Source organism: Amycolatopsis sp. NPDC049253 (assembly GCF_040678995.1).
Taxonomy (GTDB): domain Bacteria; phylum Actinomycetota; class Actinomycetes; order Mycobacteriales; family Pseudonocardiaceae; genus Amycolatopsis.
This window is the reverse complement of the sequence record NZ_JBFAQX010000028.1, coordinates 1-23,703: the sequence shown is the minus strand read 5'-3', so window position 1 is coordinate 23,703 and position 23,703 is coordinate 1. Positions and strand designations below refer to the sequence as shown.

The 23,703-nt window shown below is 71.1% G+C and carries 21 protein-coding genes and 1 pseudogene; 8 read left to right on the top strand and 14 right to left on the bottom strand.

Annotation, left to right across the window (positions count from 1 at the left end):
* Positions 1-26: 26 nt before the first annotated feature.
* Positions 27-2,015, top strand: a complete 1,989-nt coding sequence (locus tag AB0K15_RS38340) for a S53 family peptidase (RefSeq protein ID WP_364062349.1) — start codon at positions 27-29, stop codon at positions 2,013-2,015.
* 40 nt (positions 2,016-2,055) lie between these two features.
* Here AB0K15_RS38340 and AB0K15_RS38335 read toward each other — a convergent pair whose 3' ends face one another.
* From AB0K15_RS38335 to AB0K15_RS38275, 13 genes and pseudogenes are all read right to left on the bottom strand, one after another.
* On the bottom strand, positions 2,056-3,177 hold the full coding sequence (locus AB0K15_RS38335) for a beta-propeller fold lactonase family protein (RefSeq protein ID WP_364062346.1): 1,122 nt from the start codon (positions 3,175-3,177) through the stop codon (positions 2,056-2,058).
* Positions 3,178-3,288: 111 nt separating this feature from the next.
* On the bottom strand, positions 3,289-5,058 hold the full coding sequence (gcl, locus tag AB0K15_RS38330) for a glyoxylate carboligase (RefSeq protein WP_364062343.1): 1,770 nt from the start codon (positions 5,056-5,058) through the stop codon (positions 3,289-3,291).
* Between the two features lie 26 nt (positions 5,059-5,084).
* Positions 5,085-6,014, bottom strand: a complete 930-nt coding sequence (locus tag AB0K15_RS38325) for a 2-hydroxy-3-oxopropionate reductase (protein ID WP_364062613.1) — start codon at positions 6,012-6,014, stop codon at positions 5,085-5,087.
* A gap of 33 nt (positions 6,015-6,047) precedes the next feature.
* Positions 6,048-7,364 (bottom strand): heterodisulfide reductase-related iron-sulfur binding cluster, encoded by a 1,317-nt coding sequence (locus AB0K15_RS38320; protein WP_364062340.1) that lies wholly within the window; start codon positions 7,362-7,364, stop codon positions 6,048-6,050.
* Positions 7,361-8,500 carry an FAD-binding protein gene (locus tag AB0K15_RS38315; RefSeq protein WP_364062337.1) on the bottom strand — a complete coding sequence of 380 codons (1,140 nt, stop codon included), beginning with the start codon at positions 8,498-8,500 and terminating at the stop codon, positions 7,361-7,363. The genes AB0K15_RS38320 and AB0K15_RS38315 overlap by 4 nt, the downstream gene beginning before the upstream one ends.
* A gap of 14 nt (positions 8,501-8,514) precedes the next feature.
* Positions 8,515-9,963 (bottom strand): FAD-linked oxidase C-terminal domain-containing protein, encoded by a 1,449-nt coding sequence (locus AB0K15_RS38310; protein WP_364062334.1) that lies wholly within the window; start codon positions 9,961-9,963, stop codon positions 8,515-8,517.
* A 172-nt stretch (positions 9,964-10,135) separates the two neighbouring features.
* Positions 10,136-10,882, bottom strand: a complete 747-nt coding sequence (locus tag AB0K15_RS38305; RefSeq protein ID WP_364062331.1) for a haloacid dehalogenase type II — start codon at positions 10,880-10,882, stop codon at positions 10,136-10,138.
* Positions 10,883-10,913: 31 nt separating this feature from the next.
* Positions 10,914-11,600 carry a winged helix-turn-helix domain-containing protein gene (locus tag AB0K15_RS38300; RefSeq protein WP_364062328.1) on the bottom strand — a complete coding sequence of 229 codons (687 nt, stop codon included), beginning with the start codon at positions 11,598-11,600 and terminating at the stop codon, positions 10,914-10,916.
* Between the two features lie 55 nt (positions 11,601-11,655).
* Positions 11,656-12,324, bottom strand: a complete 669-nt coding sequence (locus AB0K15_RS38295; protein WP_364062325.1) for a GntR family transcriptional regulator — start codon at positions 12,322-12,324, stop codon at positions 11,656-11,658.
* A 314-nt stretch (positions 12,325-12,638) separates the two neighbouring features.
* Positions 12,639-12,950 (bottom strand): ANTAR domain-containing protein, encoded by a 312-nt coding sequence (locus AB0K15_RS38290; protein WP_364062322.1) that lies wholly within the window; start codon positions 12,948-12,950, stop codon positions 12,639-12,641.
* A gap of 59 nt (positions 12,951-13,009) precedes the next feature.
* Positions 13,010-13,456: an ATP-binding protein gene (locus AB0K15_RS38285; RefSeq protein WP_364062319.1), complete on the bottom strand. Its 447-nt coding sequence runs from the start codon at positions 13,454-13,456 to the stop codon at positions 13,010-13,012.
* 202 nt (positions 13,457-13,658) lie between these two features.
* A pseudogene (locus AB0K15_RS38280) lies at positions 13,659-13,900 on the bottom strand (fasciclin domain-containing protein); the annotation flags it as partial.
* Between the two features lie 63 nt (positions 13,901-13,963).
* A complete protein-coding gene (locus AB0K15_RS38275; protein WP_364062316.1) occupies positions 13,964-15,400 on the bottom strand; it encodes a PucR family transcriptional regulator in 1,437 nt (478 codons plus the stop codon).
* Between the two features lie 96 nt (positions 15,401-15,496).
* On the opposite strand from AB0K15_RS38275, the gene pxpA reads away from it, so the two are divergent.
* The 6 genes from pxpA (at position 15,497) to AB0K15_RS38245 (ending at position 21,541) form a co-directional block, all read left to right on the top strand.
* Entirely contained in the window at positions 15,497-16,219 is a 723-nt protein-coding gene (gene pxpA / locus AB0K15_RS38270) for a 5-oxoprolinase subunit PxpA (protein WP_364062313.1), read from the top strand.
* Between the two features lie 13 nt (positions 16,220-16,232).
* On the top strand, positions 16,233-16,469 hold the full coding sequence (locus AB0K15_RS38265) for an acetyl-CoA carboxylase (protein ID WP_364062310.1): 237 nt from the start codon (positions 16,233-16,235) through the stop codon (positions 16,467-16,469).
* Positions 16,469-17,824, top strand: coding sequence for an acetyl-CoA carboxylase biotin carboxylase subunit (locus AB0K15_RS38260; RefSeq protein ID WP_364062307.1), 1,356 nt, complete (start codon positions 16,469-16,471; stop codon positions 17,822-17,824). The genes AB0K15_RS38265 and AB0K15_RS38260 overlap by 1 nt, the downstream gene beginning before the upstream one ends.
* Positions 17,821-18,726 (top strand): carboxyltransferase domain-containing protein, encoded by a 906-nt coding sequence (locus AB0K15_RS38255; RefSeq protein WP_364062304.1) that lies wholly within the window; start codon positions 17,821-17,823, stop codon positions 18,724-18,726. The genes AB0K15_RS38260 and AB0K15_RS38255 overlap by 4 nt, the downstream gene beginning before the upstream one ends.
* A complete protein-coding gene (locus AB0K15_RS38250) occupies positions 18,716-19,696 on the top strand; it encodes a biotin-dependent carboxyltransferase family protein (protein WP_364062301.1) in 981 nt (326 codons plus the stop codon). The genes AB0K15_RS38255 and AB0K15_RS38250 overlap by 11 nt, the downstream gene beginning before the upstream one ends.
* A gap of 465 nt (positions 19,697-20,161) precedes the next feature.
* A complete protein-coding gene (locus tag AB0K15_RS38245) occupies positions 20,162-21,541 on the top strand; it encodes an MFS transporter (protein WP_364062298.1) in 1,380 nt (459 codons plus the stop codon).
* On the opposite strand, the gene AB0K15_RS38240 is transcribed toward AB0K15_RS38245, so the two are convergent.
* Complete coding sequence (locus AB0K15_RS38240) at positions 21,513-22,196, bottom strand: TetR family transcriptional regulator (RefSeq protein ID WP_364062295.1); 684 nt, start codon at positions 22,194-22,196, stop codon at positions 21,513-21,515. The genes AB0K15_RS38245 and AB0K15_RS38240 overlap by 29 nt on opposite strands.
* 74 nt (positions 22,197-22,270) lie before the next feature.
* On the opposite strand from AB0K15_RS38240, the gene AB0K15_RS38235 reads away from it, so the two are divergent.
* Entirely contained in the window at positions 22,271-23,395 is a 1,125-nt protein-coding gene (locus AB0K15_RS38235; protein ID WP_364062292.1) for an NAD(P)/FAD-dependent oxidoreductase, read from the top strand.
* Positions 23,396-23,703 lie beyond the last annotated feature (308 nt).

Below are 23,703 nucleotides of genomic sequence, written 5' to 3'. Positions count from 1 at the left end.
AGCGTGGTCCGGCTTAGGCTCGCCTCATGATCAGTCCGCTGAGTGCGGCGCTCACCGCGACCCTGTTGCTGGGTTCGGCGCCGAGCGCGTCCGCCACCACCACCCGTGATCCGGTTGCCTCGGACGTGGTGAGTCCCGTGTCCTCGGGCCAGAACGTCGATCCGGCCACCGTCGTGTCCGGCCGCGTCTACCTCGCCGGCCGCGATCCCGCGGGCCTGGCGGCGTCCGCCGCGGACGTGTCCGATCCGGACTCGAAGAACTACGGCCGCTACCTCTCGACCGCGCAGGCGCTGTCACGCTTCGGCCCGACACCGCAGCAGGCCGACCGGGTCTCCGGCTGGCTGGCCTCGAACGACCTGCACGTGACCGCCAGGACCCGGAACTACGTCACGTTCGAAGGCCCGGCGGCGGCCGTGGACAGTGCGTTCGCGGTGAAGCTGACGAGCTACACCCGACACGGCACCACTTACCGCTCCGCCGGCGAACCGCCTTCGGTCCCCGCTTCGATGGCCCACGACGTCCTGGCCGTCACCGGGCTCGACACCACCCCGCGCCGGGCCGCCCCGTCCACTCCCGGCACCACGCTGCCGGCCGACCCCGGCGCCGTCGACGGCGCTCCGGCCCCGGTCATCGGCGACACGGTGCGGCCCACCGACGCCAAGCCCGAGCCGGTCTTCCGCAACTCCGGCCCGTTGTCCGACTACTACGGCGAAAAGGTCGCGACGACCCTGCCCGCGGTCGACGGAGCCAAGGTGCCGTACGCCGTGCGCGGTTACAACGGCCGGCAGCTGCGCGACGTCTACGGTGCGACGCCGGCCATGACCGGCGCCGGCGTGAAGATCGCCGTCATCACCGCCTACGCCTCGCCCACGCTGGCGGCGGACCTGTCCCAGTACGCCGCCCGCAACGGAGACGCCGCCTACCGCCCCGGCCAGCTCCGCCAGGTGACTCCGTCGGCCTACACGAACCTCGACATCTGCGACCCCGGCGGCCAGTTCGGCGAGCAGACACTGGACACCGAGGCCGTGCACGCCATCGCCCCGGCCGCGGACCTCACCGTCGTCAGCTCCGCGTCCTGTCGCAGCGAGGACTTCTACGACTCGATCGCGACCGTGGTCGACCGCCACCTCGCCGACATCGTGTCCAACTCCTGGTACGCCGTCGATCCCGTCACCCCCGCCCAGCAGGCCACTGTGGACAACCTGCTGCAGCTGGGCGCTGTGCAGGGCATCGGCTTCTACGCCGCGTCCGGCGACAACGGCGACCTCGGCGACTTCCGGCTCGACAACACCCACACCGGCGAGGTCGACTTCCCCTCGCGCGACCCGTGGGTCACCTCCGTCGGCGGCACCACGCTGGCCATCGGCGCCGGCGATCAGTACCTGTGGGAAACGGGCTGGGGTTCGCACAGCGCGGCGCTGAGCGCCGACGGGTCGGCGTGGACCTCCGCGCCCGGCGACTTCATCAACGGCACCGGCGGTGGCGCCGTCCCCGGCACCGCGCAACCGGCGTACCAGCGCGGCATCGTGCCCGACGCACTGTCCCATCCGGACGGATCGGCCACCGCGGTGCGCGTCACGCCCGACCTCGCGGCCGTCGGGGATCCCACGACCGGGTTCATCACCGGCGACACCCAGCTGTTCCCGGACGGCACCGCGCAGTACAACGAACACCGCATCGGCGGGACGTCGCTGGCCACCCCCGTGATCGCCGGCATCCAGGCGCTGGTGCAGCAGCTCACCGGCGAACCGCTCGGCTTCGCCAACCCGCTGATCTACCAGAAGTACCGCGGCCGGCTGTTCCGCGACCCGAACGGCAACCCGCTGGGCACCAGCCAGAACCCGGCGGTGGTACGCGTCGACTACTCGAACTCCTTCGACGCGAGCCAAGGCCTCGTGACGACACTGCGCACGTCCGATCTGGACACTTCGCTGACCACGGCTCCGGGCTACGACACCACCACCGGTGTCGGCACCCCGGCCGCCGCGTACCTCGCGTCGTTCGCGCGCAGGTGACCGGTGCCGGCCCCGGAAGCGGCATCCGGGGCCGGCACGGTCAGCGCGCCGGCAGGGTAATGCTCGTCAGGTCGGGCTGACGGCCACCCGTGAGCACCGGCGGCCGCGGAGGGCCCACAGAACCGTCGGCGGCCAGCGGGTAGCTCGTGACGCTGCCGTCGCCGTCGGTGTTGAAGTTGGCGTTGTAGAGGCTGCGGCCGTCGTGGGACAGCGCGATGCCCTCGGCGCCGTTGCCGCCGGTCGCCACGGCCGGGCCCGCCTGGCTGATGCCGGTGGCCGTCACCCTGAACGTGGTGATGTGGCCGGGGCCCGTGCCGTTCGCGAAGTTGGCGACGTACGCGCGGTCGCCCGTGGCGGTGAGGACGATGCCGCGGGGCTCGTCGGCCGGGTTGGGCACGGTGGCGACCAGCGTGGGCCGGGAATCCTTGCCCAGGTCGAGGAAGCTGATGCTGTCGGCCAGCGAGTTGGTGACGAGCACGTGTGAGCTGTCCGGGGTGATGGCGGCGAAGAACGCGCCCTTGCCCGTGGCGAGGGTCGTCACCCACGTGAGACTGCCGTCGGCGGTGATGGTGAACGTCGAGACGTCACCGGAAGCGCTGTTGGCCGTGACGAGTGTGCGGCCGTCGGGTGCGACCGCCAGCGCCGTCGTGCCGCGTCCGTGGGCCCGGATCGTCGCGACGCCGGCCGGCCGGCCGTCGGCGGAAACGCGGTAGTGCGAAACGGTTCCGTCACCGCCGTTGCTGAAGTTGGCCGTGTAGAGATTCTTGCCGTCGGGGCTCAACGCGATGCCCGACGGAGTCACGGGTTCCGGCGCCGGACCGTGCGCGGCGGGGAACGGAGTCAGGCGCCCGTCGGCTTCGATCCGGAACGGGGTGACGTCCCGCGTGCCCCAGTTGCCGACGTAGAGCCATTTTCCGTCGTGCGAACGGATCGACGCCTGCGGGTGGGTGTCGCCCTTGCCCACCGGCAGTGAAATCGCCGGCGCCTTCAGGGAACCGTCGTCGTTGAGCCCGAACTCGGCGACGGTGTCGGAAGCCCAGTTGGTGACGTACACCGCGTGGGGGCCCGGGGCCGCGGGCGCGGCGGGCTCGTCCGACGAACAAGCTGCGAGCCCGACCGCGACCACGGCCGCGAGACCGCCGGCCACCACGCGTTTCACCATGAATGTTTCCTTCGTCTTGGCCCGGCTTGGAAAAACCAGACTAATCGCCGACGAAGGCCTGGCAGTAGTTTCCGATTCCTTACGGCACCGGAACCCTCTACTTCGGACGCGTCAGTGCGTGAGCGCCGTCGGCGCGTCTTCCGGACGTTCGGCCAGCGGCTCGAACTCGTTCACGCCCGCGAGGTCCGTACCCATCGAGATGTTCGTGACGCGCTCCAGGATCACCTCGACGATCACCGGCACGCGGTACTCGGCCGCCAGCTGCCGCGCCTTCTCGAGCCCCGCCCGCAGATCCTCCGGCCGGCGCACGCGAATGGCCTTGCAGCCCAGGCCCTCGGCCACCTTGACGTGGTCCACACCGTACCCGGCCGTCTCGGGCGAGTTGACGTTCTCGAACCCCAGCTGCACGCAGTAGTCCATGTCGAACGCCCGCTGCGCCTGGCGGATCAGGCCGAGGTAGGAGTTGTTGACCAGCACGTGGACGTAGGGGCGGTTGAACTGCGCCCCGACGGCCAGCTCCTCGATCATGAACTGGAAGTCGTAGTCGCCGCTGATCGCCACGACCTCGGCGCCGGGGTCCGCGGCGGCGACGCCCAGGGCCGCCGGGACCGTCCACCCGAGCGGCCCGGCCTGCCCGCAGTTGATCCAGTGCCGCGGCCGGTACACGTGCAGGAACTGCGCCGCGGCGATCTGCGAGAGCCCGATGGCCGAGACGTAGCGGGTCTCCTTGCCGAACACCTGGTTCATCTCCTCGTAGACCCGCTGCGGTTTGATCGGCACCTCGTCGAAATGCGTCTTGCGTGCCATCGTGGACTTGCGGCGCGCGCAATCCCCGGCCCACGCCGAACGATCGGGCAGCGTGCCGGCCTCCCTCCGCTCCCGGGCGGCCGCGACGAACTGCGCCAACGCGGCCTTCGCGTCGGACACGATCCCGTAGTGCGGCGCGAACACCCGGCCGATCTGCGTCGGCTCGATGTCGACGTGGACGAACGTGCGCTCGCCGCGGTAGACGTCGAGGTCACCCGTGTGCCGGTTGGCCCAGCGGTTGCCGATGCCCAGCACGCAGTCGGCTTCGAGCATGGTGGCGTTGGCGCCGCGGTGGCTCGTCTGGATCCCCGCCATGCCGGCCATCAGGGGGTGGTCGTCGGGGATGGTGCCCCACCCCATGAGCGTGGGGATCACGGGAATACCGGTCAGCTCGGCGAACTCGACCAGCAGGTCGGCCGCGTCGGCGTTGATGATCCCGCCGCCGGCCACGATCACCGGCCGTTCGGCCGCGGCCACGAGGTCCAGCGCCCGGTCGACCTGGGCGCGCGTCGCCGCCGGTTTCGCGACGGGCAGGGGCTCGTAGGAGTCGATGTCGAAGTCGATCTCGCCCAGCTGCACGTCGATCGGCAGGTCGATCAGCACCGGGCCGGGCCGGCCGGTGCGCATGAGCCAGAACGCCTTCTGGAAGGTGCCCGGCACCTGCGCCGGCTCCATCACCGTCACCGCCCACTTGGTGACCGGGGCCGCGATGGCCGAGATGTCGACGGCCTGGAAGTCTTCCTTGTGCAGCTTGGCCACCGGCGCCTGCCCGGTGATGCACAGGATCGGGATCGAGTCCGCGCTGGCGGAGTACAGGCCGGTGATCATGTCGGTGCCGGCCGGGCCCGAGGTGCCGATGCACACACCGATGTTCCCCGGCTGCGTCCGCGTGTAGCCCTCGGCCATGTGCGAGGCGCCCTCGACGTGGCGGGCCAGCGTGTGCGCGACGTTCCCGTCTCGGCGCAACGCGGCGTAGAACGGATTGATGGCGGCGCCGGGCAACCCGAAGGCGTTCGTGATTCCTTCGCGGCGCAGCACTGCGACGGCGGCGTCGGCTGCGGTCATTCTGGGCATGAGTCCACTCCTGACAAGTGACTGTCCTACTGGGTCCGGCCGGCGAGCTCTTCGGTGAGCTTGAACAGACCGGAATGGTCGAGCCCGCCGTCGCCGCGAGCGACGAGGGCGGCGATCAGCTGGGCGACCGCACTGCCGAGAGGGATCGCCACCCCGGCCTCCCGTGCGGCCGCGGTGACGATGCCCATGTCCTTGTGGTGCAAGGAGAGGCGGAAACCGGGGGTGAAATCGCGCTTGAGCATGGTGTCCGACTTGCGGTCGAGGACGGTGCTGCCGGCCAGCCCGCCGCCGAGCACCTCGACGGCGACCACGGGGTCCACACCGGACGCTTCGGCGAGCACGAGCGCCTCGGCGAGGAGCTGCAGGTGCCCGGCGACCATGAGCTGGTTGGCCGCTTTGACGGTCTGGCCCGCGCCGTGCGGGCCGACGTGCACGACGGTGCGCCCGACGGCTTCCAGCACCGGCTTGGCTGCGGCGAAGTCCTCGGCGGCGCCACCGACCATGATGGACAACGCGCCCTCGACGGCACCGGCTTCCCCGCCGGACACCGGCGCGTCGAGCACGCGCACGCCGGCTTTCGCGCCCGCTTCGGCGACCGCGCGAGCCGTCGCCGGCTCGATGGTGCTCATGTCGATGACCAGCTGCCCGGGGTGCGAGTTCTCGAAGATGCCGCCTTCGCCCGTCGCGACAGCCGCGACGTCCGGCGAGTCAGGCAGCATCGTGATCACGACGTCCGAGCCCTCGACCGCCTCGGCGACGCTCGACGTGCCACGGCCACCCGCGGCGACCAGCGCGTCGACCCGCTTGGCGCTGCGGTTGCAGCCGACGACGTCGTACCCGGCCTTGACCAGGTTCTCGGCCATCGGCAGGCCCATGATGCCCAGGCCGATGAAACCCACCGTGCTCATGTGAAATCTCCTGTGAAAATCGGCACGCTGAACCGACGCCGAATCAATCGGCGCTGGACAAATGGTGCTGTGAAAGAACCCTCAGGAACGCATATCGAGTGGATCGACGTCGCGAATGGACGCGTCGAGCAGCTGGATCGGGTGCACGACCGGGACCCCCTGTTCGAGGAACCGGCGGATCTGCAGCAGGCACCCGGCGTTCGCGGTCGCCACCACGTCGGGTTCGACGTCCGCGAGGTGTTTCGCCTTGCGGCGGCCGAGTTCTTCGGCCGTCACGGGCTCCACCAGGTTGTAGATCCCGGCCGATCCGCAGCACAGCTCCGCCTCGGCGATCTCGTGCACGGACAGCTCGGGGATGCTGCGCAGCAGTTCACGCGGTTGCCGGCGGACGCCCTGGGCGTTGGCCAGGTGGCAGGCGTCGTGGTAGGCGACCTTGGTCTTCATCGGGTGCCGGGTGGCGCGCGCGGGCAGGTCCCCGATCAGTTCGTTGACGTCCCGCACTCGCAAGGCGAAGGTCCGCGCCCGCTCGGCGTACTCGGGTACGTCCGCGAGGAGGTCGCCGTACTCCTTGAGCGTGGAACCGCAGCCGGCCACATTGGCGACGACGACGTCGAGGTCGTAGCGCTCGAACATCTCGATGGTCCCCTTGGCGCGGGTGAGGCCGTCTTCCTCCCGTCCCGCGTGGACGGACAGCGCCCCGCAGCACTGGTTGTCCTGGGGGACGTAGACGTCGCAGCCCTCGGCCGCGAGCACCCGGATGGTGGCCGCGTTGACGTCACCGAAAAAGACCCGGTTCGCGCAGCCCGCGAGCAGCCCCACGCGCAAGCGCGCTTCACCGGTGGGCTTGAGGGTCCGTTCCGGCGTCTTCGCGAGCAACGCCCGCAGTGTCACCGGCGGCAGCAAGGCCTCCAGCGCCCTGAGCCGGGGCGGCAGGGCCTTCAGGATGCCCAGCCGGTGGACGAGCGCGCGCAAGCCGAGGCGGGTGTAGAGCAGGCCGCCGAACGCCGCCAGCCGCAGCCGGCGGGGGTAGGGGAACAGCGAGAAGACGAACGCGCGGAACACCTTGTCGAGAAAGCCGCGCGGCACGTGGCGTTCGACCTGCGGCCGGACCGACTCGATGAGCTTGTCGTACTGCACACCCGAGGGACAGGCGGTGGTGCACGCCAGGCAGCCGAGGCAGGTGTCCATGTGGTGGCCGAACGTCTCGTCCAAGCCGATCTCACCCTTGGCGGCCAGGTCCATCAGGTAGATCCGCCCGCGCGGGGATTCCATCTCCTGGCCGGTGACCGCGTAGGTCGGGCAGGTCGGGAGGCAGAACCCACAGTGGACGCAGTCGTCGAGCAGCTCCCGCTTCGGCGGGTGGTGCTCGTCGAAGGAGCTGCCGATCGTCGACGTCATGACGCACGCTCCTCTTCTTCGAGCCAGAGTGAGAACCGACCGGCACCGAACCGTCCGGCCGGGTCGAACTGCCGCTTGATCGCCTGCATCACCCGCACCGGCGCGGGTGGCGGACCCCATGCGCGGCCGGCGGAGAGGCCGTCACGGCGCAGCACGGTCACGGCCGCGCCGAACTCCTGGTGGAACTGGGTGAGAAGTTCGTCGTGGTCTCCGCCGGTGAGCTGCACGGTGTGGACGCCGATCGCCATCGAGCTGGTCACCGCGGCTCCCTCGGCGACCAGCCTCGCCACCAGCACCGGACCGCCGGCAGGCATGGTCCCGATTCGAACAACTGTTGTTCCTCGAACTCCATCCGCGATCGCGGCAACACCCGTCCAGGCCGCGTCCGCTTCCTCGTCCGTGAGCACCCGGGCCGTAGTGCCCCCGAGCCGGCACAGCTCACGTTCGCGCTGCTCGACGCCCTCCGGCGTTCCTTCGAGCTTCACCAGCAGCCGTCCGCCGGACCATTCGAGGGCGGACGCTTCCAGTCCTGTCATGACGACCTTGCCGGCCAGGTCGAACGCCTCGGCCGCCTCGGCCTCGATCGCCACCGTGCCTACAGCTTGGGGAAGCGGGTGCAGCCGCAGCACGACTTCGGCGACGACCCCGAGCGTCCCGAGCGAACCGTGGAACAGCTTCGCCAGGTCGTAGCCGGCGACGTTCTTGATCACGTGCCCGCCGGACCGCGCGACCGTGCCGTCACCCAGCACGACGGTCGTACCGATGACCAGGTCACGCAGGCTGCCGAACGTCGTGCGCAACGGCCCGGCATCGGCCGTGGCCAGCAGCCCGCCGACCGTGGCGCCCCGCCGGGCGCGGGCCGCGTCGAGCGCCACGCGCTGGCCGGCCCCCCTGAGCGTCTCCTGAACGGTCGTGAACGGCGTGCCCGCCCGGACCGCGATCGTCAGATCCGAAGGCGCGTACTTCAGCACCCCGGTCAACGACGTCGTGTCGATGACCGCGTCGGCCGGCTCGGCCGGCGCGCCCCACTCGGAAGCGGTCCCCGCACCGGTCACGAGCAGTCGGGGGTGGCTCGCCCGGGTGTCCGCCACCGCGGCGTGCACTTCCTCCACAGTGGACGGAGAGAACGTGGTCACCTGAGTCACGTCCCTCACATCCGCTCGATCAAGCCGGCGGCTTCGAGGGGATGTGGCTTGTAGACACCCGGGCGTTCCCCGCACAACCGAGGAGTCGGGAGCAGCTTGCCCGGGTTGCAGATCCCCGAGGGGTCGTACGCGTGCCGCAGCCGCGCCATCGTGGCCAGGTCGTCCTCGCCGAACTGCCGCGGCATCGAACAAGCCTTGTCCGTTCCGATCCCGTGCTCCCCGGACAACGAGCCGCCCAGGTCCACGCACAGCTCGGCGATGGCCCGCGAGAGCGCCTCCGCCGGTTCGTGCTCGCCGGCGGCCTCGCTGTAGAGCACCAGCGGATGCAGGTTCCCGTCGCCCGCGTGGAACACGTTCGCCACGCGCAGCCCGGCCTCCGCGGCCAGCTCGGAAATCCGCGTCAACGCCGTCGCCAGCTGGGTGCGCGGGACAACTCCGTCCTGCACGAAGTAGTTCGGGCTGATCCGCCCGACCGCGGCGAACGCGGCCTTGCGGCCCTTCCACACCAGCGCCCGTTCCTCGGCACTCGCCGGAATACGCAGCTTCGTCGTCCCGAACTCCTCGCACAGCTGCTTCACCTGAGCGAACTGCGCGTCGACCTCCGCCTGCGGCCCGTCGAGCTCCACCACGAGCGCCGCGGCCGCGTCCCTCGAGTAGCCGGCGTCGACCGCGGATTCCACCGCCTCGATGGCCAGCGCGTCCATCATCTCCACCGCCGCCGGCACGATCCCGGCCTCGATCACGGCGCTCACCGTGTCGCCCGCCTGCTCGACGGACGGAAAGTCGGCCACGAGCGTCTTCACCGCGACCGGCTTGGCCAGCAGTTTCACGGTGATGCGCGTGGCGATGCCGAGCGTGCCTTCGGAGCCGATGAACGCGCCGAGCAGGTCGTAGCCGCCCAGCTGCGGGCTGTCGCCGCCGAGGACCGTGGTCGAGCCGTCGGGCAGCACGACCTCGGCCGAGTGGATGTGGTGGACGGTGAAGCCGTATTTGAGGCAGTGCGCGCCGCCGGAGTTCTCCGCGACGTTGCCGCCGATCGTGCACACCTGCTGTGACGACGGGTCCGGCGCGAAGTACAGCCCGTACGGCGCCGCCGCCCGGCTGATGTCCACATTGGTCACTCCGGGCTCGACGATCGCCCGCCGGTTCACCACGTCGATCTCGACGACCGACCTCAGCCGTTGCAGCGAGATCACCACACCGTCGGCCACCGGCAGCGCGCCACCGGACAACCCGCTGCCGGCGCCGCGGGCGACGAACGGCACATCGTGCTTCGCGCAGACCCGCACCGCCGCGGCGACCGCCTCCGCCGTGGCCGGCACGAGCACCAGCGACGGGACGACGCGGAAGCCGGTCAGCCCGTCGCATTCGTAGGACCTCAAGGCGACCGGGTCGGACACCACCGCGTCCGCACCCACGGCTTCGACGAACTCGGCGTGCAAGCGCTGCGGCACCGTCGCCACCTCCACCAGGTCGTCCAGACCTCTCCCGGTTCGCGGAGGAGGTCTGGAACATGACTGAGATACAAGTCGTAGCCCGATCAACGCTAACTCTCAGCCTACCGGGCCACAAGGCCTGAACGCCAGAAATTTCCACCAAGTGTAATTCATCTTCCGTATCGTGAAATTATCGGTCGCCGGCGACCTCCTTCGCGGCAGCGCGCAGCCGGACCGCGAGGTCGGCGAAGCTCCCCGCGCTGAGGTCGCAGTCCGTGGTCTCGGCGGTGTCGGCGGGCCGGTCAGGGCCCTTCTCCCGCGGTCGCTCGACGAAGGCCGTGCGGAACCCGGCGTCGCGAGCGCCGTGGATATCCCACGTGTGGGCGGCGACCATGAGGATGTGGCGGGGCTCGACGTCGAGCAGCTTCGCCGCGTTGGTGTACGCGCGGCGATCCGGCTTGTACGCACCCACGTTCTCGGCCGAAAGGATCGCGTCGAACTCGAGGCCGGCGCCCTTCACCACGTGGGTGAGCTGGGCGAACCCGCCGTTGGACAGCGCGACGACCACGAAGTCGCGCCGCAGCTTGGCCAGCCCTTCGGCGGCGTCCGGCCACGGCGGCAGCGCGTACCAGGCGCGGACCATGCGCTCGCGCGCCTCGGCGCCGAACTTCCCCGCGACGCCGAACACCTCCAGGCACTCGTCGAGCGCCTCGCGGTGCACGGCGTCGAGGTTCGCCCAGGCGCGCTCGCCGCGGTTGATCTGCCCGACCGCGGGCAGGTACCGCTCGCGCCACGCGTCCACGAGCGCGGGACAGTCGAACTCGGCCTCGTGCCGCTCGGCGATCGCGGCCACGCCGTCGATCACGCCACTGCGCCAGTCCACAGTGGTCCCGAAGACGTCGACGGCGACCACCGTCACCTCGCTGACCTCGAACATCTCGCTCCGTTCCGGCGTTGAACAGCAACACTTACACCGGGTCGACACCCAGCCATTCGCGCAGCTCGCGCCGCCCGGACTCGGTGAGGTCGACCGCACGGCTGGCTTCCAGGAGGTCGATCCAGCCCAGTTCGAGCAGCCGGCTCTTCACTGCGGCGCCGAGGCTGCCCGCGAGGTGGTGGCGGCGTTCGCTCCAGTCCATGCACGGGCGGGCCAGCGGCCGGGCGCGACCGCGCAACCCGTCGACGTCGATCCCGTACGCCGCCAGCTCGGCGCGCCCGTCGGCCGAAACACCGTAGGAACCGTGGTCCTCGACCAGGAAACCCTTCGCCAGGAAGGCGTCGTTGATGGCGACGCCGACGCTGCCCGCGAGGTGGTCGTAACAGACCCTGGCCTCGCGCAGCTTGCGCCCGCGCGTCGCCTGCCGCAACGACTTCGCCGGCCCGGGCGGCGCGAGCAGCAAAAGGCCCTCGATCGCGTCGGCGACCGGGCTCGCGAGCCGGTACAGCCGCTGGCGGCCGGACACCTCGACGACGACGAGGCCGCCGTCCTTCAGCTTGCGCAGGTGGGTGCTCGCCAGCGACGCCGAGATGCCGATCTCCGCCATCAACGCCGAAACCGGCTGCGGCCGTCCGTCGAGGAGCAGCAGGAGCATCGCGGCGCGGTTTCGGTCGGAGAGAAGGAATCCGATCCGGGCGAGATCCGCGTCACCTGCCATGCGGCCACGATAGCTCCGGAACGGTTGAGTCCCGGTTGAACAATGGCCGGGCTCGTTACCGCCCCGCGTCCTCCGTGACGCCCAGGGCCCGGCGGGTGCCGGCCAAGTGCACCCGGACCGCCTCGCACGCGCGTTCGCCGTCGCCCGCGCGAACGGCTTCCGCGATTTCCTGGTGTTCCTCGAGGATCACGTCGAGACGGTTCCGGGTTCCGGTGCGGCCGTTCACGGTGGACTCACCGATCATCCGCATCTGCCGGTCGCGAAGCGAGCCGTACACCGAGCGGAGGATCGGGTTCTCGGCCGCGTCGACCAGCACGGTGTGGAACGCGCGATCGGCTTCGAGGAACTCGCCGAGACCGGCCGCCGCCTGCTGCTTGGCCCGCTGCTCCTCCATGCCGGCGAAGACGGCTTCGCGCACCTCCGGCCGCGCGGCCGCGACCTTGCCGGCCGCGAACTGCTCCAGCACGAGCCGCGCCTCCAGCACCGCGCGCACCTCGTCGGGCGAAACCGGCACGACCAGCGCGCCACGCTGCGGGTACAGCCGCAGCAGCCCCTCGCCTTCCAGCCGCAGGAACGCCTCGCGCACCGGCGTCCGGGACATACCGAGGGCCTCGGCGACCTCGCCCTCGCTGATCAGCTCGCCACCCGGGAACCCACCGGACAGCACCTGCTCCTTGACGTACGCGAGCGCGCGGTCCTTCGCACCGAAGCGCTCGCTCGCCATCGATCCCCCGTGAGGTCGGGAAGAAATTCCAGTCGTATCTTAGCGGCCGGCCAGCTCAGGGCGAGTGCCGCGCGGAAGGGGAACCGGCCGCTGCCCGCGGTGGTGCCGGCTGGGCGTTCGACGTGGTGACGCAGGGGTTCCGCGGAGCCGACCCCACCGTCGGAGCGATTTCGGAGATGCGGTGACCGGTGCTTTCGAGCAGAACCTTCGCGCTCGCGGTCGATCCGGTCGAACACCGTCGTCCCGGTGGTGTGGCGGAACTTCCGCACGAAGCCGCCCTCGCTCAGGCGCGCGCCGGTCGTTCCCGTCGGGACTCAGCTGTCGGTGCCGAAGGCGCTGCCCAGCACACCGGCCCGCAGCTCGGCGAGCACGGCGTCGGCGGTCTCAGCCGGCAACTCGGGCTTCGCGCCCGCGCCGCTCGCGACGACGACCGTGGCGACGTCGTGCAGTTTCACGTTCGTGTGCTGGGAGACCTCACGCAGGGCCTCGAAGGCCTCGTCCTCGGTCCAGCTGCGCACCAGCATCAGCATGCCCTTGGCCTGCTCGATCACCGGGCGCGTTGCGAGCGCCGCCTCCAGCTGCTCCACCTTGGCGGCCTGCTCCACCGGTTCCAGATCCGAACTCACGGGAAAATTCCACCACAAGGTGGTGGCGCCACACCACTTCCGGCCGCGGCCGGTCACCCTCACGAACCGGTGCCGTTGCCCGACCCCAGTGCGAGCTCGGCCCACACGGTCTTCCCGGTCGCCGTGACCTGCTGGCCCCACGCCACGCTCAAGGCGGCGATGAGGTGCAGGCCGCGGCCACCCTCGTTGTCCGGCGGCCGCGGCGCCGCGCGGACCGGGGTGCTGTCGTCGACCTCGATGCGGACCAGGCCGGGCAACCGCAGCAGCCGTACGCACTGCGGCGGCCCACCGTGGGACAGCGCATTGGTGGCCAGCTCGTCGACCACCTGCACGACGTCGATCAGCACGTCGGCATCGACGTCGTGCAGGTGCTCGCGCGTCCAGCACCGCACCTGGTGCAGCTCACCGCCGGCGCCGGTCAGCGGCAGCGCTGTCATCGCCGCGTCCGGCTCGAGCGCACAGGACAGTCCACCAGCGGTCAGCGCTCCTTCTCCGAACTTCGGCATGATCCAGCGTCCTCATACCCCGATCCGATGGAGTTGAAGCATCGCCAGGCCGGAGCACCCTTCGGCGCCCGCCACCGGCCTCGGCGACGGTGTCCGCCCGGTGCCGCCGAACGGTCGGAAACGAACTCAAGCCGATGAACTCCCACCACGCCGAGGCCGCCCGCCCTTCCCCGCACGGCAGAACCGCCCGGCTCGCTCGGCCCGTCAGCAACGGGTTCGTCGACGCGGCCGATGCGATCGGCTGCGGGCCCATGCAGTCGAGCGAACCGGGCGCGTTTGCTTGCGACAGCTGGGAACACGCCGGCCGAACACGTCGGCGTTGGTGGCCATACCGCCGTCAGCGGCGGCGGCCGGGCCCGACACCTACGACGTCGCGGCAGGAGCGCTGCTGCTCGGCGCCGAACCGCCGTCGCTGCCGGCGCGGGTGCCACGGGAATTCGGCAGCCACGGCGGTCTGCCCAACCGCGGCCCGCCAAGCTGTGCACTCAGCACAAACCGGACTGCGGGTCACGCGAGCCGCAGCGCCATGAGCAGTGTGGCGCGGACGCGGCCGTCCTGCAGGTCGAGCCCCAGAAGTTCCCGGATCCGCTTGAGCCGGTAGGCGAGCGTGTTGCGGTGGATGAACAGCTCCGCGCAGATCGCGGGCGTCGCGCCGCTGTGGCGCAGGTACGCCTCGAGCGTGGTCAGCAGCGTGCGGTCGTCGGAGCGCGACAGCGGCGCGACCAGGCGCTGGGCCAGGCTGATCGCGCCGGGGTGGCGCAGGGTGTCGACCACCGCGTCGAAGTCCAGGCTCGGCGCCGCGTGCACCCCCGGATCCCCCAGCGCGCGGCGGCACATCCGCAGGACGAGGCCCAGTTCCGCAGCGTTCTCGGCCGTGGCGACGACCGCCGAAACCGACCGTGCGTGCCCGACCGCGGCCCGCGCCGACGTCACGAGGTGGCCGGGATCGAGGGCCTCGCTCTGCAGCAGGATCGTCGACAGATCCGGCTCCTCCACGAACCGCATCGAGGAGAACTCGCCCGCGAGGATCACGCGGGCGCGCCACGACACCGACCGCAGGTACGTCGTCGACATCCCGGCCTCGGCCTGCAGCACGACCACGCCCGTGCGCTGGTAGGGCTCCAGCTCGGCGTCGCGGGCCAGGGCGATCAGCTCGGCCGTGGGCACCGCGTCATTGCCGTACACGGCTTCGGTCAGCCGCCCGGCGTTGCGCGAGTGCGCGACCCCGGCCGAGCCGAGCGTGGTGCTCAGCTGCATGGACACGACGGCGGCGACGGGCGCGAGCAGCGTCCGGATCGCCGGCTGGGCCACAGCCTCCTCCACGACCAGCCGGAACCGATCGCGGTTGTTGCCCGGCAGCGTGAACTCGGTGCGGGCCGCGAACCCGCGCTCGTCGCCGGCCGAGAGCAGCGTCGCGCCGGTCGAGTCCTGAATGGACACCCGCGCGCCCGCGGCCTCGCTGATCCGGTGCAGCACGTCCTGCATCGTGCCCTGGTCGGCGGCGATGCGCGTGCAGTCGTCGGCCAGCTCGGAGCCGCGCCGCAGGGCTTCGTAGCGTTCGGCCGAAAGCCGGTCCTGCACGTCGCGCTGCACCAGCACGAACGGCACCTCGTCCGGCACCACCAGCAGCGGCACGCCGTGGTTGCGGCACGCCACCACCAGGCCTTCGGGCAGCGTCGCGTGCGCCGGCCCGAGGCCGAAGGCGAGCGCGGCGATGGGGACGTTCGCGAGGCGTTCGACGTAGGCGTCCCAGATCCGGACGTCGGTGACGTTCAGTGCCATCCCGGACGTCAGCATCACCGCGCCCGGCGTGAGGAACGGCGACGGATCGATCGATTCCGTCGGCGCGCACCAGGTGATCTGCCGCTCCAGCGCAGAGGGCGGCCCCGCGACGCGGATTTCGATGCGGCGCTGGGGATCTTCGAGCAGGTCGGAGACTCGCACCCGGCCAGGCTAGAGCACTGCGCACAATCACAGCCGATCGATTAGGTCACTTTGACCAATGTGCCGGGCACCACACGGTGCCTAGGGTTGCCAAGCATGACCGCGACCCTGAATTCCGACATGGGCGAAGGACTCGGCCTGCACAGCTTCGGCAACGACGAAGCGCTCCTCGATCTCGTCGACGTGATCAACCTGGCCTGCGGGTTCCACGCGGGCGACCCGGACGTCATGGACGCGACCGTCGCCGCCGCCGTCGCGCACGACGTGCGGATCGGCGCGCACCCGGGCCTGCCGGACCTCACCGGCTTCGGACGACGGCGCATGGTCCTGGCGGCCGAAGAGGTCGAGTCGATCATGCTCTACCAGGTCGGCGCCCTCACGGCGTTCCTCACCAAGCACGGCGCCGCGCTCAACCACGTCAAACCCCACGGCGCGCTCTACGGGATGCTCGCCGGCGACCCGGAGCTGATGGCCGGTGCGGCGCGCGTGGCGAAGCTGTACGGCGTGCCGTTCTTCGGCATTCCCGGCAGCGCCCACGAAACGGTGTGCGCCGAGCTCGGCGTGGACTTCGTCGCCGAGCTCTACGTCGATCTCGACTACGACGGCGACGGCAACCTCATCATCCTGCGGCGCCCCGCCCGCACCGATCCCGCCGCGGCGGCCGACCGCGTCTCGCGGGCGCTGGCGGGAAAGCCGGTGCTCGCCGTCGACGGCACCGAGCTCGACCTGCGCTTCGACAGCGTCTGCGTGCACTCCGACGCCCCCAACTCCCCCGACGTGGCCGCGGCCGTCCGCGCCGTGCTCGACCGTCAACGCTGAGGAAGGCAGGTCCGTGTCCGACATCCTCTCCCCGCTCCCGGGCATCTTCTACACCCGGCCCGGGCCCGACAAGGAACCGTTCGTGCAGCCCGGCGACCACATCGAGGCCGGCGCCGCGGTCGGCATCGTCGAGGTGATGAAGCAGTTCACCGAGATCCGCTCGGAAAGCGCGGGCACGGTCGTGTCGATCAACGTCGCGGACGGAGGCACCGTCACCCCGGGCGAAGTCCTCGTCGTGGTGGAGGACTAGTGCGCAAGCTGCTCATCGCCAACCGCGGCGAGATCGCCGTGCGGATCCTGCGCACGGCCCACGCACTGGACCTGGCGACCGTCGTGGTGTGCAGCGAGGCCGATCGCGATTCGCTCGCGGCGCGGACCGCGGGCGAGGCCGTCGTCGTCGGCCCGCCGCCGGCACGGGACAGTTACCTCAACAGCGCTGCCGTCGTGCAGGCGGCTGTGGACACCGGCGCCGACGCGGTGCACCCCGGGTTCGGTTTCCTTTCCGAGAACGCGGAGTTCGCGCAGCTCGTGCTCGATGCCGGGCTGACGTGGGTGGGACCGGCTCCGTCCGCGATCCGGCTGATGGGTGACAAGGTGGCCGCGCGGGAAGCGGCGCGACGGGCCGGGGTGCCGGTGCTCGCCGGGTCCGACGGGCCGCTCGATGTCACAGCCGACCCGCTGGCGGTCGCGCGCGAGGTCGGGTTTCCGTTGGTGCTCAAGGCTTCCGCGGGCGGCGGCGGGCGCGGCATCCGGCTCGTCACCGATCCCGCGGACTTCCTCGGCGCGCTCGACCTCACGCGGTCGGAGGCGCGGGCGAGCTTCGGCGACGACACGATGTACCTGGAGCGCTTCGTCGAACGCGCCCGGCACGTCGAGGTGCAGGTGCTCGGCGACGGCTCGCGCGTGATCCACCTCGGCGACCGCGACTGCACCATGCAGCGGCGGTCGCAGAAGGTGCTCGAAGAGGCGCCGGCGCCGGACCTGCCGGACGAGGTGCGTGAACGGATCCGCAGCTCGTCGGTGGATCTGGCGAAGGCGTGCTCCTACAGCGGCGTGGGCACGGTGGAGTTCCTCTACGACCCGGTGCGCCAGGAGGCCGCGTTCATCGAGATGAACACGCGGCTGCAGGTGGAGCACCCCGTGACAGAGCTGGTGACCGGCGTCGACCTGGTCGAGCAGCAGCTGCGGATCGCGCGGGGCGAGGAGCTGGGGCTCGCGCAGGCGGACGTGACGTTCACCGGGCACGCGTTCGAGTCGCGGATCAATGCCGAGGACCCGGATCGCGGTTTCCTGCCCAGTCCCGGGACGATCTCGGCGCTGACCTGGCCTTCGGGTCCCGGCGTGCGCGTGGACAGCGGGGTGGCCGCGGGTGACGCGGTGGCGCCGTACTACGACTCGATGATCGCGAAGCTGATCGTGCACGGTCCTGATCGGACGGCCGCGATCGCGCGGATGACGGAAGCGTTGCGGGGCGTGGAAATCACCGGCATCGCGACGACGGTCGGGCTGCAGCTGGACCTGTTCGCCCGGCCCGAGCTGGCCGCGGTGGAGCACCACACGAAGTTCATCGAGACGACTCCCGGATTGCTGAAGGAGACGGCGTGAGCGCACCGCAGACCCTGCCCGCCACGGCCCGCTACACCTGGGGCGGCGACGAGTTCCTGTTCGTGGAGATCGCCGAGGAGATGAGCCTGCCGGGCAACCTGCGGGCGATGGGCATCGCCCGGGGGCTGGCCGGGCTGGCGCTCGACGGGGTCGTCGACATCTGCCCGGCCAACGCGTCGCTGCTCATCCGCTTCGACCCGGACGTGCTGGAGCCGGCGTCGCTGGAGAGCACGGTGCGCGAGCTGGAAGCGCGGACGCGTTCGGAAACGAACACCGTGTTGTCGACGCGGATCGTGGAGGTGCCGGTGTGGTACGACGATCCGTACACGCGTGAGGTCGTGGGGCGGTTCCGCGAGGGGTACCACCAGGATCCGACCGGCACGGATCTGGACTACGCGGCGCGGGTCAACGGGCTCGCCGACGCGGCGGAGTTCATCCGCCGGCACCACACGCAGCCGTGGATCGTGTCGATGGTGGGGTTCGTCGCGGGGCTGCCGTTCTTGTTCCAGCTGGTGGACCGCGAACACCAGCTGGAAGTGCCGAAGTACCTGAGCCCGCGCACGGACACCCCGAAACTGACCGTGGGCCACGGCGGGTGCTTCGCGTGCATCTACTCCGTGCGCGGCGCCGGCGGCTACCAGATGTTCGGCATCGCGGCGGCGCCGATCTTCGATCCCGCACAGAAACTGGCGGATTTCACGCAGTCCATGGTGTTTTTCCGACCCGGCGACATCGTGAAGTTCACCCCGGTGTCGGAGGAGGAGTACCGCCGGATCGAGGCGGACGTCGAGGCGGGCACGTTCCGCTACCGCACCGTCCCGGTCGAGTTCGACACCGAGCAGGCCATCGCCGACCCCGAGGCCTACAACGCCACCCTGCTGGAGGTGCTCCGTGGCGAGTGAGCGCGCGATCGAGATCAACCAGCCCGGGCTGGCGACCACCGTCCAGGACCGCGGGCGGGTCGGGTACTACGACCTCGGCATTCCCCAGGGCGGGGCGCTGGACCAGTACTCGGCGGAGCTGGCCAACGCGCTGGTGGGCAACGTCGACGGCGAGGCGCTGCTGGAGTGCACCTACCTGGGGCCGGCTCTTCGCGCGTTGGCTCCGCTCGACGTCGCGGTCACCGGCGCCCCGGTGCCGGTGCAGGTGAACGGGGTCGAGCATCCACAGTGGACCCGTCTGTCCCTGGCGGAAGGCGACGAGCTGTCGTTCGGCTACATCGGCGGCGGCTCCCGGTACTACCTGGCTTTCTCCGGCGGGATCGACGTCCCTTCCGTGCTGGGCAGCCGCTCGACGTACCTGCTCGGCGCCCTCGGCGGCTTCCAGGGCCGCAAACTGGCGGCGGGTGACGTGGTGCCGATCGGCGCGCCGCGGGCGTTGCCTCCCGGTTCCGTGGTTGATCCCGAACACCGCCCGGTGTTTTCCCGACACCAGGATGTGCGCGTGCTGCTGGGTCTCTACGACCACCGCCTGACCGAACGCGGCCTCGCGAACCTCGTCGAGGAGGAATGGACCCTCACCCCGGTCGCCGACCGCGCCGGCCTGCGCTACGACGGCCCCGGCGTCGAATGGCGCGAGCGCGTGCAGCCCTTCGGCGCCGGCTCCGACCCGTCCAACATCGTGGACGCCGGCTACGCCGTCGGCTCCATCCAGATCCCCGGCGGCACCCAGCCCATCGTCCTCCACCGCGACGCCGTCTCCGGCGGCGGCTATGCCATGGTCGCCACCGTCATCAGCGCCGACATGGACCTCGTCGCCCGCGCCGCCCCCGGCACGAAAACCCACTTCCGCGAGGTCGACCTCGACACCGCCCTCTTGGCGCGCAAGGACCGCACCCAACGGCTGTCGGCCGCGCTCGCTTCCCTCACCTGACCCCGCACGGACAGCTCCGCCCCGCCGCCGACCCGCCGTCTCCCACGGCTCCTGCCCGCACGCCCAGCGCGGCGGCGGGCACCACCCCGCCGCGCACCGTCGCCGTCGACCTGCTTCGCGATTGGCCCCACCACTCACAAGGACCTCGTCCCGCACCCGGCCCCACCGCGCCGCCCCACACCCCGCTCAGCCGAAGCCCTCATCACCGCAACGGATTCCGCCACGCCGCCGCGATCGCGAACGCAGTTCACTCGCGGGGTTCTCTCCCTCCGCCGCGCTCACTGATGGCGCGCGACCGAACCGTTGTCCACCGTGCGCGGCACAACCGCGGCCGGACCACTCGGCCGAATCCGCGCGGCCGTCGGGGCGAGCCGCGCCGCCGCCTGCCGCGCCGTCTGTCCGAACCAATGTGATCCCCATCGCGACCGGCCGGCCAGCCCCGCGGGGCCAGTAGGGTCGATCGCCATGGGGTTTCGGCGGGGGTTGGCGCTGCTGGTGGCCGCCACGTTTTTCATGGAGATCGTCGACGCCACGATCATCGCGCCCGCGGCGCCGCTCATGGCGGCCGACCTCGGGGTGAGTTCGGTGGACGTCAACGTGACCATCACGGCCTACGTTCTCACTCTCGGCGTCCTCATCCCGATCAGCGGCTGGCTCACCGACCGCTTCGGCGCGCGCCGCGTGTTCGCGACCGCACTGATCCTCTTCACGCTTTCATCATTGGCGTGCGCACTCGCACCAAACCTTGTGCTGCTGACAACAGCGCGTGTTGTGCAGGGCGTCGGCGGCGCGATGATGGTGCCCGTCGGCCGGCTGGTGGTGCTGCGCGCCACGCCCAAAAAAGACCTGGTCAAAGCAGTCGCCTACCTGACGTGGCCCGCGTTGCTCGCGCCCGTGGTGGCGCCCGTCGTCGGCGGGCTGCTGGCGCAGTACGCGTCGTGGCGGTGGATCTTCGTGATCAACCTGCCCCTGGGCATCGCCGCGCTGGCCGTGGCGTGGGCGATCGTGCCCGACCTGCGCGCGGAGCGGCCGGCGCCGTTCGACCGCGTCGGGTTCGGGTGGGTGGCCGTCGGCACCGCCGCGCTGGTCGTCGCGCTCGAAGGTCTCGGCTCGGGGTTCGGCCCGGCAACGGCCGTGGCGCTGGTCGTGGCCGTCGTGGGACTCGGCTGGGCGATCAGGCACCTGCTGCGCGCGCCGAATCCGCTGCTGGACCTGCGAATCCTCCGCATCGCGACCTACCGCATCACCGCCGCCACCGGCTCCGTCTACCGCGGCGTGATCACCGCCATCCCCTTCGTCCTCCCGCTGCTCTTCCAGCTCGGCTTCGGCTGGACCCCCGCGCGCGCCGGCCTGGTGGTCATCGCGCTGTTCGTGGGCAACGTCGGCATCAAACCCGCCACCACCCCGCTCATGCGCCGCTTCGGCATCCGCACGGTGCTGCTCGGGTCGATCCTCGTCGGCGCCGCCTGCCTCGTCGGCCTGGCCTTCGTGCAGGCCGGCACCTCGCTGTCCGTGCTGCTCGCCCTGCTCCTCGTCAGCGGCATCTCCCGTTCCACCGGCTTCACGGCCTACAACAGCGTCGCCTTCGCCGACGTCGACGAGCTCCTGATGAACCACGCCAACACCCTGCTTTCGACGCTGCAGGAGCTCGGCGCGGGCCTGGGTGTGGCCATCGGCGCCCTGCTCATCCGCGCTGGTGGCCTGGTCACCACCGACGCGCCCGGCCCGTTCCGCGTGGCGCTGGCGCTGCTGGCCGTCCTGCTGGTGATCCCGCTCGTCGCCGCGATCCGGCTGCCCCACCACGCCGGCAACGCCGTCACCGGGCGCGAATCCCGGCGAGGATGAGGTCGATCCCGGTGAGGAACTGCTGGCGGTCGTCATGCTCGCGCGCCTGGCGGGCAACGGCTCGGGTGAACGGGTAGTCGTCCGGGTCAAGCTCTTCCCACGCCGCCGACACCGCGTCGAGGAACTCCGCCCGATCCACGACTGACCCGGCGACGCGGGCGTTCGAAGCGTTCTGCGCGGCGGAGCCGAGGATGTAGTGCATCAGCGCCGACGCCACGGTGAACCAGCTGTCCTCGGGCACGCCCAGCGCGCCGACGTGCCGGCCGATGCCCTCGAAGATCCGCAGCGGCACCGATTTCGTCGGACCGTGCGACAGCTGCAACGACACCTGCGTGGCGAGCCACGGGTGTTCGGCGATCGCGGTGAACAGGCCGAGCGCGACGGCGCGGATCTCATCGCGCGGCGAGCCCGCGGCCTCGGCGGGCTCGGCCAGCGCGGCGGCGACCACGACGTCGGTCGCGGCCTCGAGCAGCTCACCCTTGTTCGCCACGTGCCAGTAGATCGCCCCCGGCCCGGTGGCGAGGCGCTCGCTCAGCGCCCGGAACGTCAGCCCGCTCTCGCCGGACGCGTCGAGCAGCTCGACGGCGGCCTCGGTGATGCGCTCGCGGGAGAGCGCCTCGGTACGCCGCTGAGCTCGGCGGGTCCGCGCAACCATGTGCCCATCTTGACACATCTGGAATGTCGTTCCAACATTGGAACGACATTCCAGTCCGATTCGAAGGAGTCACCGTGAACACCGTCACGATCATCGGCGCCGGTCTCGGCGGCCTCACCCTCGCCCGCGTCCTGCACGTCCACGGCATCGCGGCCACCGTCTACGAGGCCGAGCCGTCCCCGACGTCCCGCGCCCAGGGCGGCATGCTCGACATCCACGACTACAACGGCCAGCTCGCCGTCGAAGCCGCCGAGCTCATGGACGAGTTCCGCGGCCTGATCCTCGAGGGCCGCCAGCAGATGCGGGTCCTCGATCCCGACGGGACCGTCCTGCTCGACCGAGCCGACGACGGCACCGGAGGCCGGCCCGAAGTCCAACGCGGGGAGCTGCGGCAGCTGCTGCTCGACTCGCTTCCCGCCGGCACGGTTCGCTGGGGCGCCAAGGTCGCCGACGCCCGCGCCGTGGGCGGGGGCCGCCACGAGGTGACCTTCACCGACGGCAGCGTGGTCGTGAGCGACCTGCTGGTCGGCGCGGACGGCGCGTGGTCGCGCGTGCGGCCGTTGCTCTCGTCGGCCGTTCCCGAGTACGCCGGCACCTCGTTCGTCGAGGTCTACCTCCACAACGCCGACACCCGCCACGCGGCGGCCGCGAAAGCCGTCGGCGGCGGGTCGCTCATCGCGCCGGCGCCCGGCCGGGAGATCCACGCGCACCGGGAAAGCGGCGACACGCTGCACACCTACGTCGTCCTCACCCGGTCGCAGGAGTGGTTCGCCGCCATCGACTTCACCGACGCCGCCGCGACCGCCGCACGCATCGCCCGCGAATTCGACGGCTGGGCCCCGGAACTCACCGCCCTCATCACCGACGGCGACACCGCCCCCTTGCTACGCCCCCACTTCACGCTGCCCCACGACCACCGCTGGGACCGCACACCGGGCGTCACCCTCGTCGGCGACGCGGCCCACCTCATGCCCCCCAACGGCGAAGGCGCCAACCTCGCCATGCTCGACGCCGCCCGGCTCGGCCAAGCCCTCGCCACCCACCCCGGCGACGTCGAGGCCGCCCTGTCCGAATACGAACAGGAAATGTTCCCGCGCAGCCAGGCCATCGCCGCCGAGGGCGACGAAATACAGCAACTCTTCGCGCGCGGCACCTCGGCCCGCGACCTCGTGGCGATGTTCACCGGCGCCGCCGAGTGAGCACCGGTTCCGCCGGCCCTCACCGCCGGCGGAACCGGCACCAGCGCTGAGTCCCAGGCAGGTCTCGGTATCAGCAGCGCCCGCGCGTCCCCGATCCCCGTGACCGATCGCAATCCGGCCAACGCGACCTGGCAAACGCCAGCGCGCGAAGGCGACTAGGTGTGCTGCTGTCGTTGGTGGTTGACAGGTTGGGCGTGGGGTTGGGTCTTCTGTAGCAGCCTCTCATACGGGGTCTGGCCGGCGAGGCCGCCGTGAGGGCGGTGGAAGTTGTAGTAGTCCTCCCATTCCTTGAGTTTCTCGTTGAAGGC

What these genes read in the sequence shown, in the direction of transcription:
- AB0K15_RS38300 (WP_364062328.1), bottom strand. Translation starts at nt 11,600, where the DNA reads ATGGCAGGTGACGCGGATCTCGCCCGGATCGGATTCCTTCTCTCCGAC.
- gcl (WP_364062343.1), bottom strand. Translation starts at nt 5,058, where the DNA reads ATGCCCAGAATGACCGCAGCCGACGCCGCCGTCGCAGTGCTGCGCCGC.
- AB0K15_RS38340 (WP_364062349.1), top strand. Translation starts at nt 27, where the DNA reads ATGATCAGTCCGCTGAGTGCGGCGCTCACCGCGACCCTGTTGCTGGGT.
- AB0K15_RS38240 (WP_364062295.1), bottom strand. Translation starts at nt 22,196, where the DNA reads ATGGTTGCGCGGACCCGCCGAGCTCAGCGGCGTACCGAGGCGCTCTCC.
- AB0K15_RS38295 (WP_364062325.1), bottom strand. Translation starts at nt 12,324, where the DNA reads ATGGCGAGCGAGCGCTTCGGTGCGAAGGACCGCGCGCTCGCGTACGTC.
- AB0K15_RS38335 (WP_364062346.1), bottom strand. Translation starts at nt 3,177, where the DNA reads ATGGTGAAACGCGTGGTGGCCGGCGGTCTCGCGGCCGTGGTCGCGGTC.
- AB0K15_RS38320 (WP_364062340.1), bottom strand. Translation starts at nt 7,364, where the DNA reads ATGACGTCGACGATCGGCAGCTCCTTCGACGAGCACCACCCGCCGAAG.
- pxpA (WP_364062313.1), top strand. Translation starts at nt 15,497, where the DNA reads ATGACCGCGACCCTGAATTCCGACATGGGCGAAGGACTCGGCCTGCAC.
- AB0K15_RS38245 (WP_364062298.1), top strand. Translation starts at nt 20,162, where the DNA reads ATGGGGTTTCGGCGGGGGTTGGCGCTGCTGGTGGCCGCCACGTTTTTC.
- AB0K15_RS38285 (WP_364062319.1), bottom strand. Translation starts at nt 13,456, where the DNA reads ATGCCGAAGTTCGGAGAAGGAGCGCTGACCGCTGGTGGACTGTCCTGT.
- AB0K15_RS38305 (WP_364062331.1), bottom strand. Translation starts at nt 10,882, where the DNA reads ATGTTCGAGGTCAGCGAGGTGACGGTGGTCGCCGTCGACGTCTTCGGG.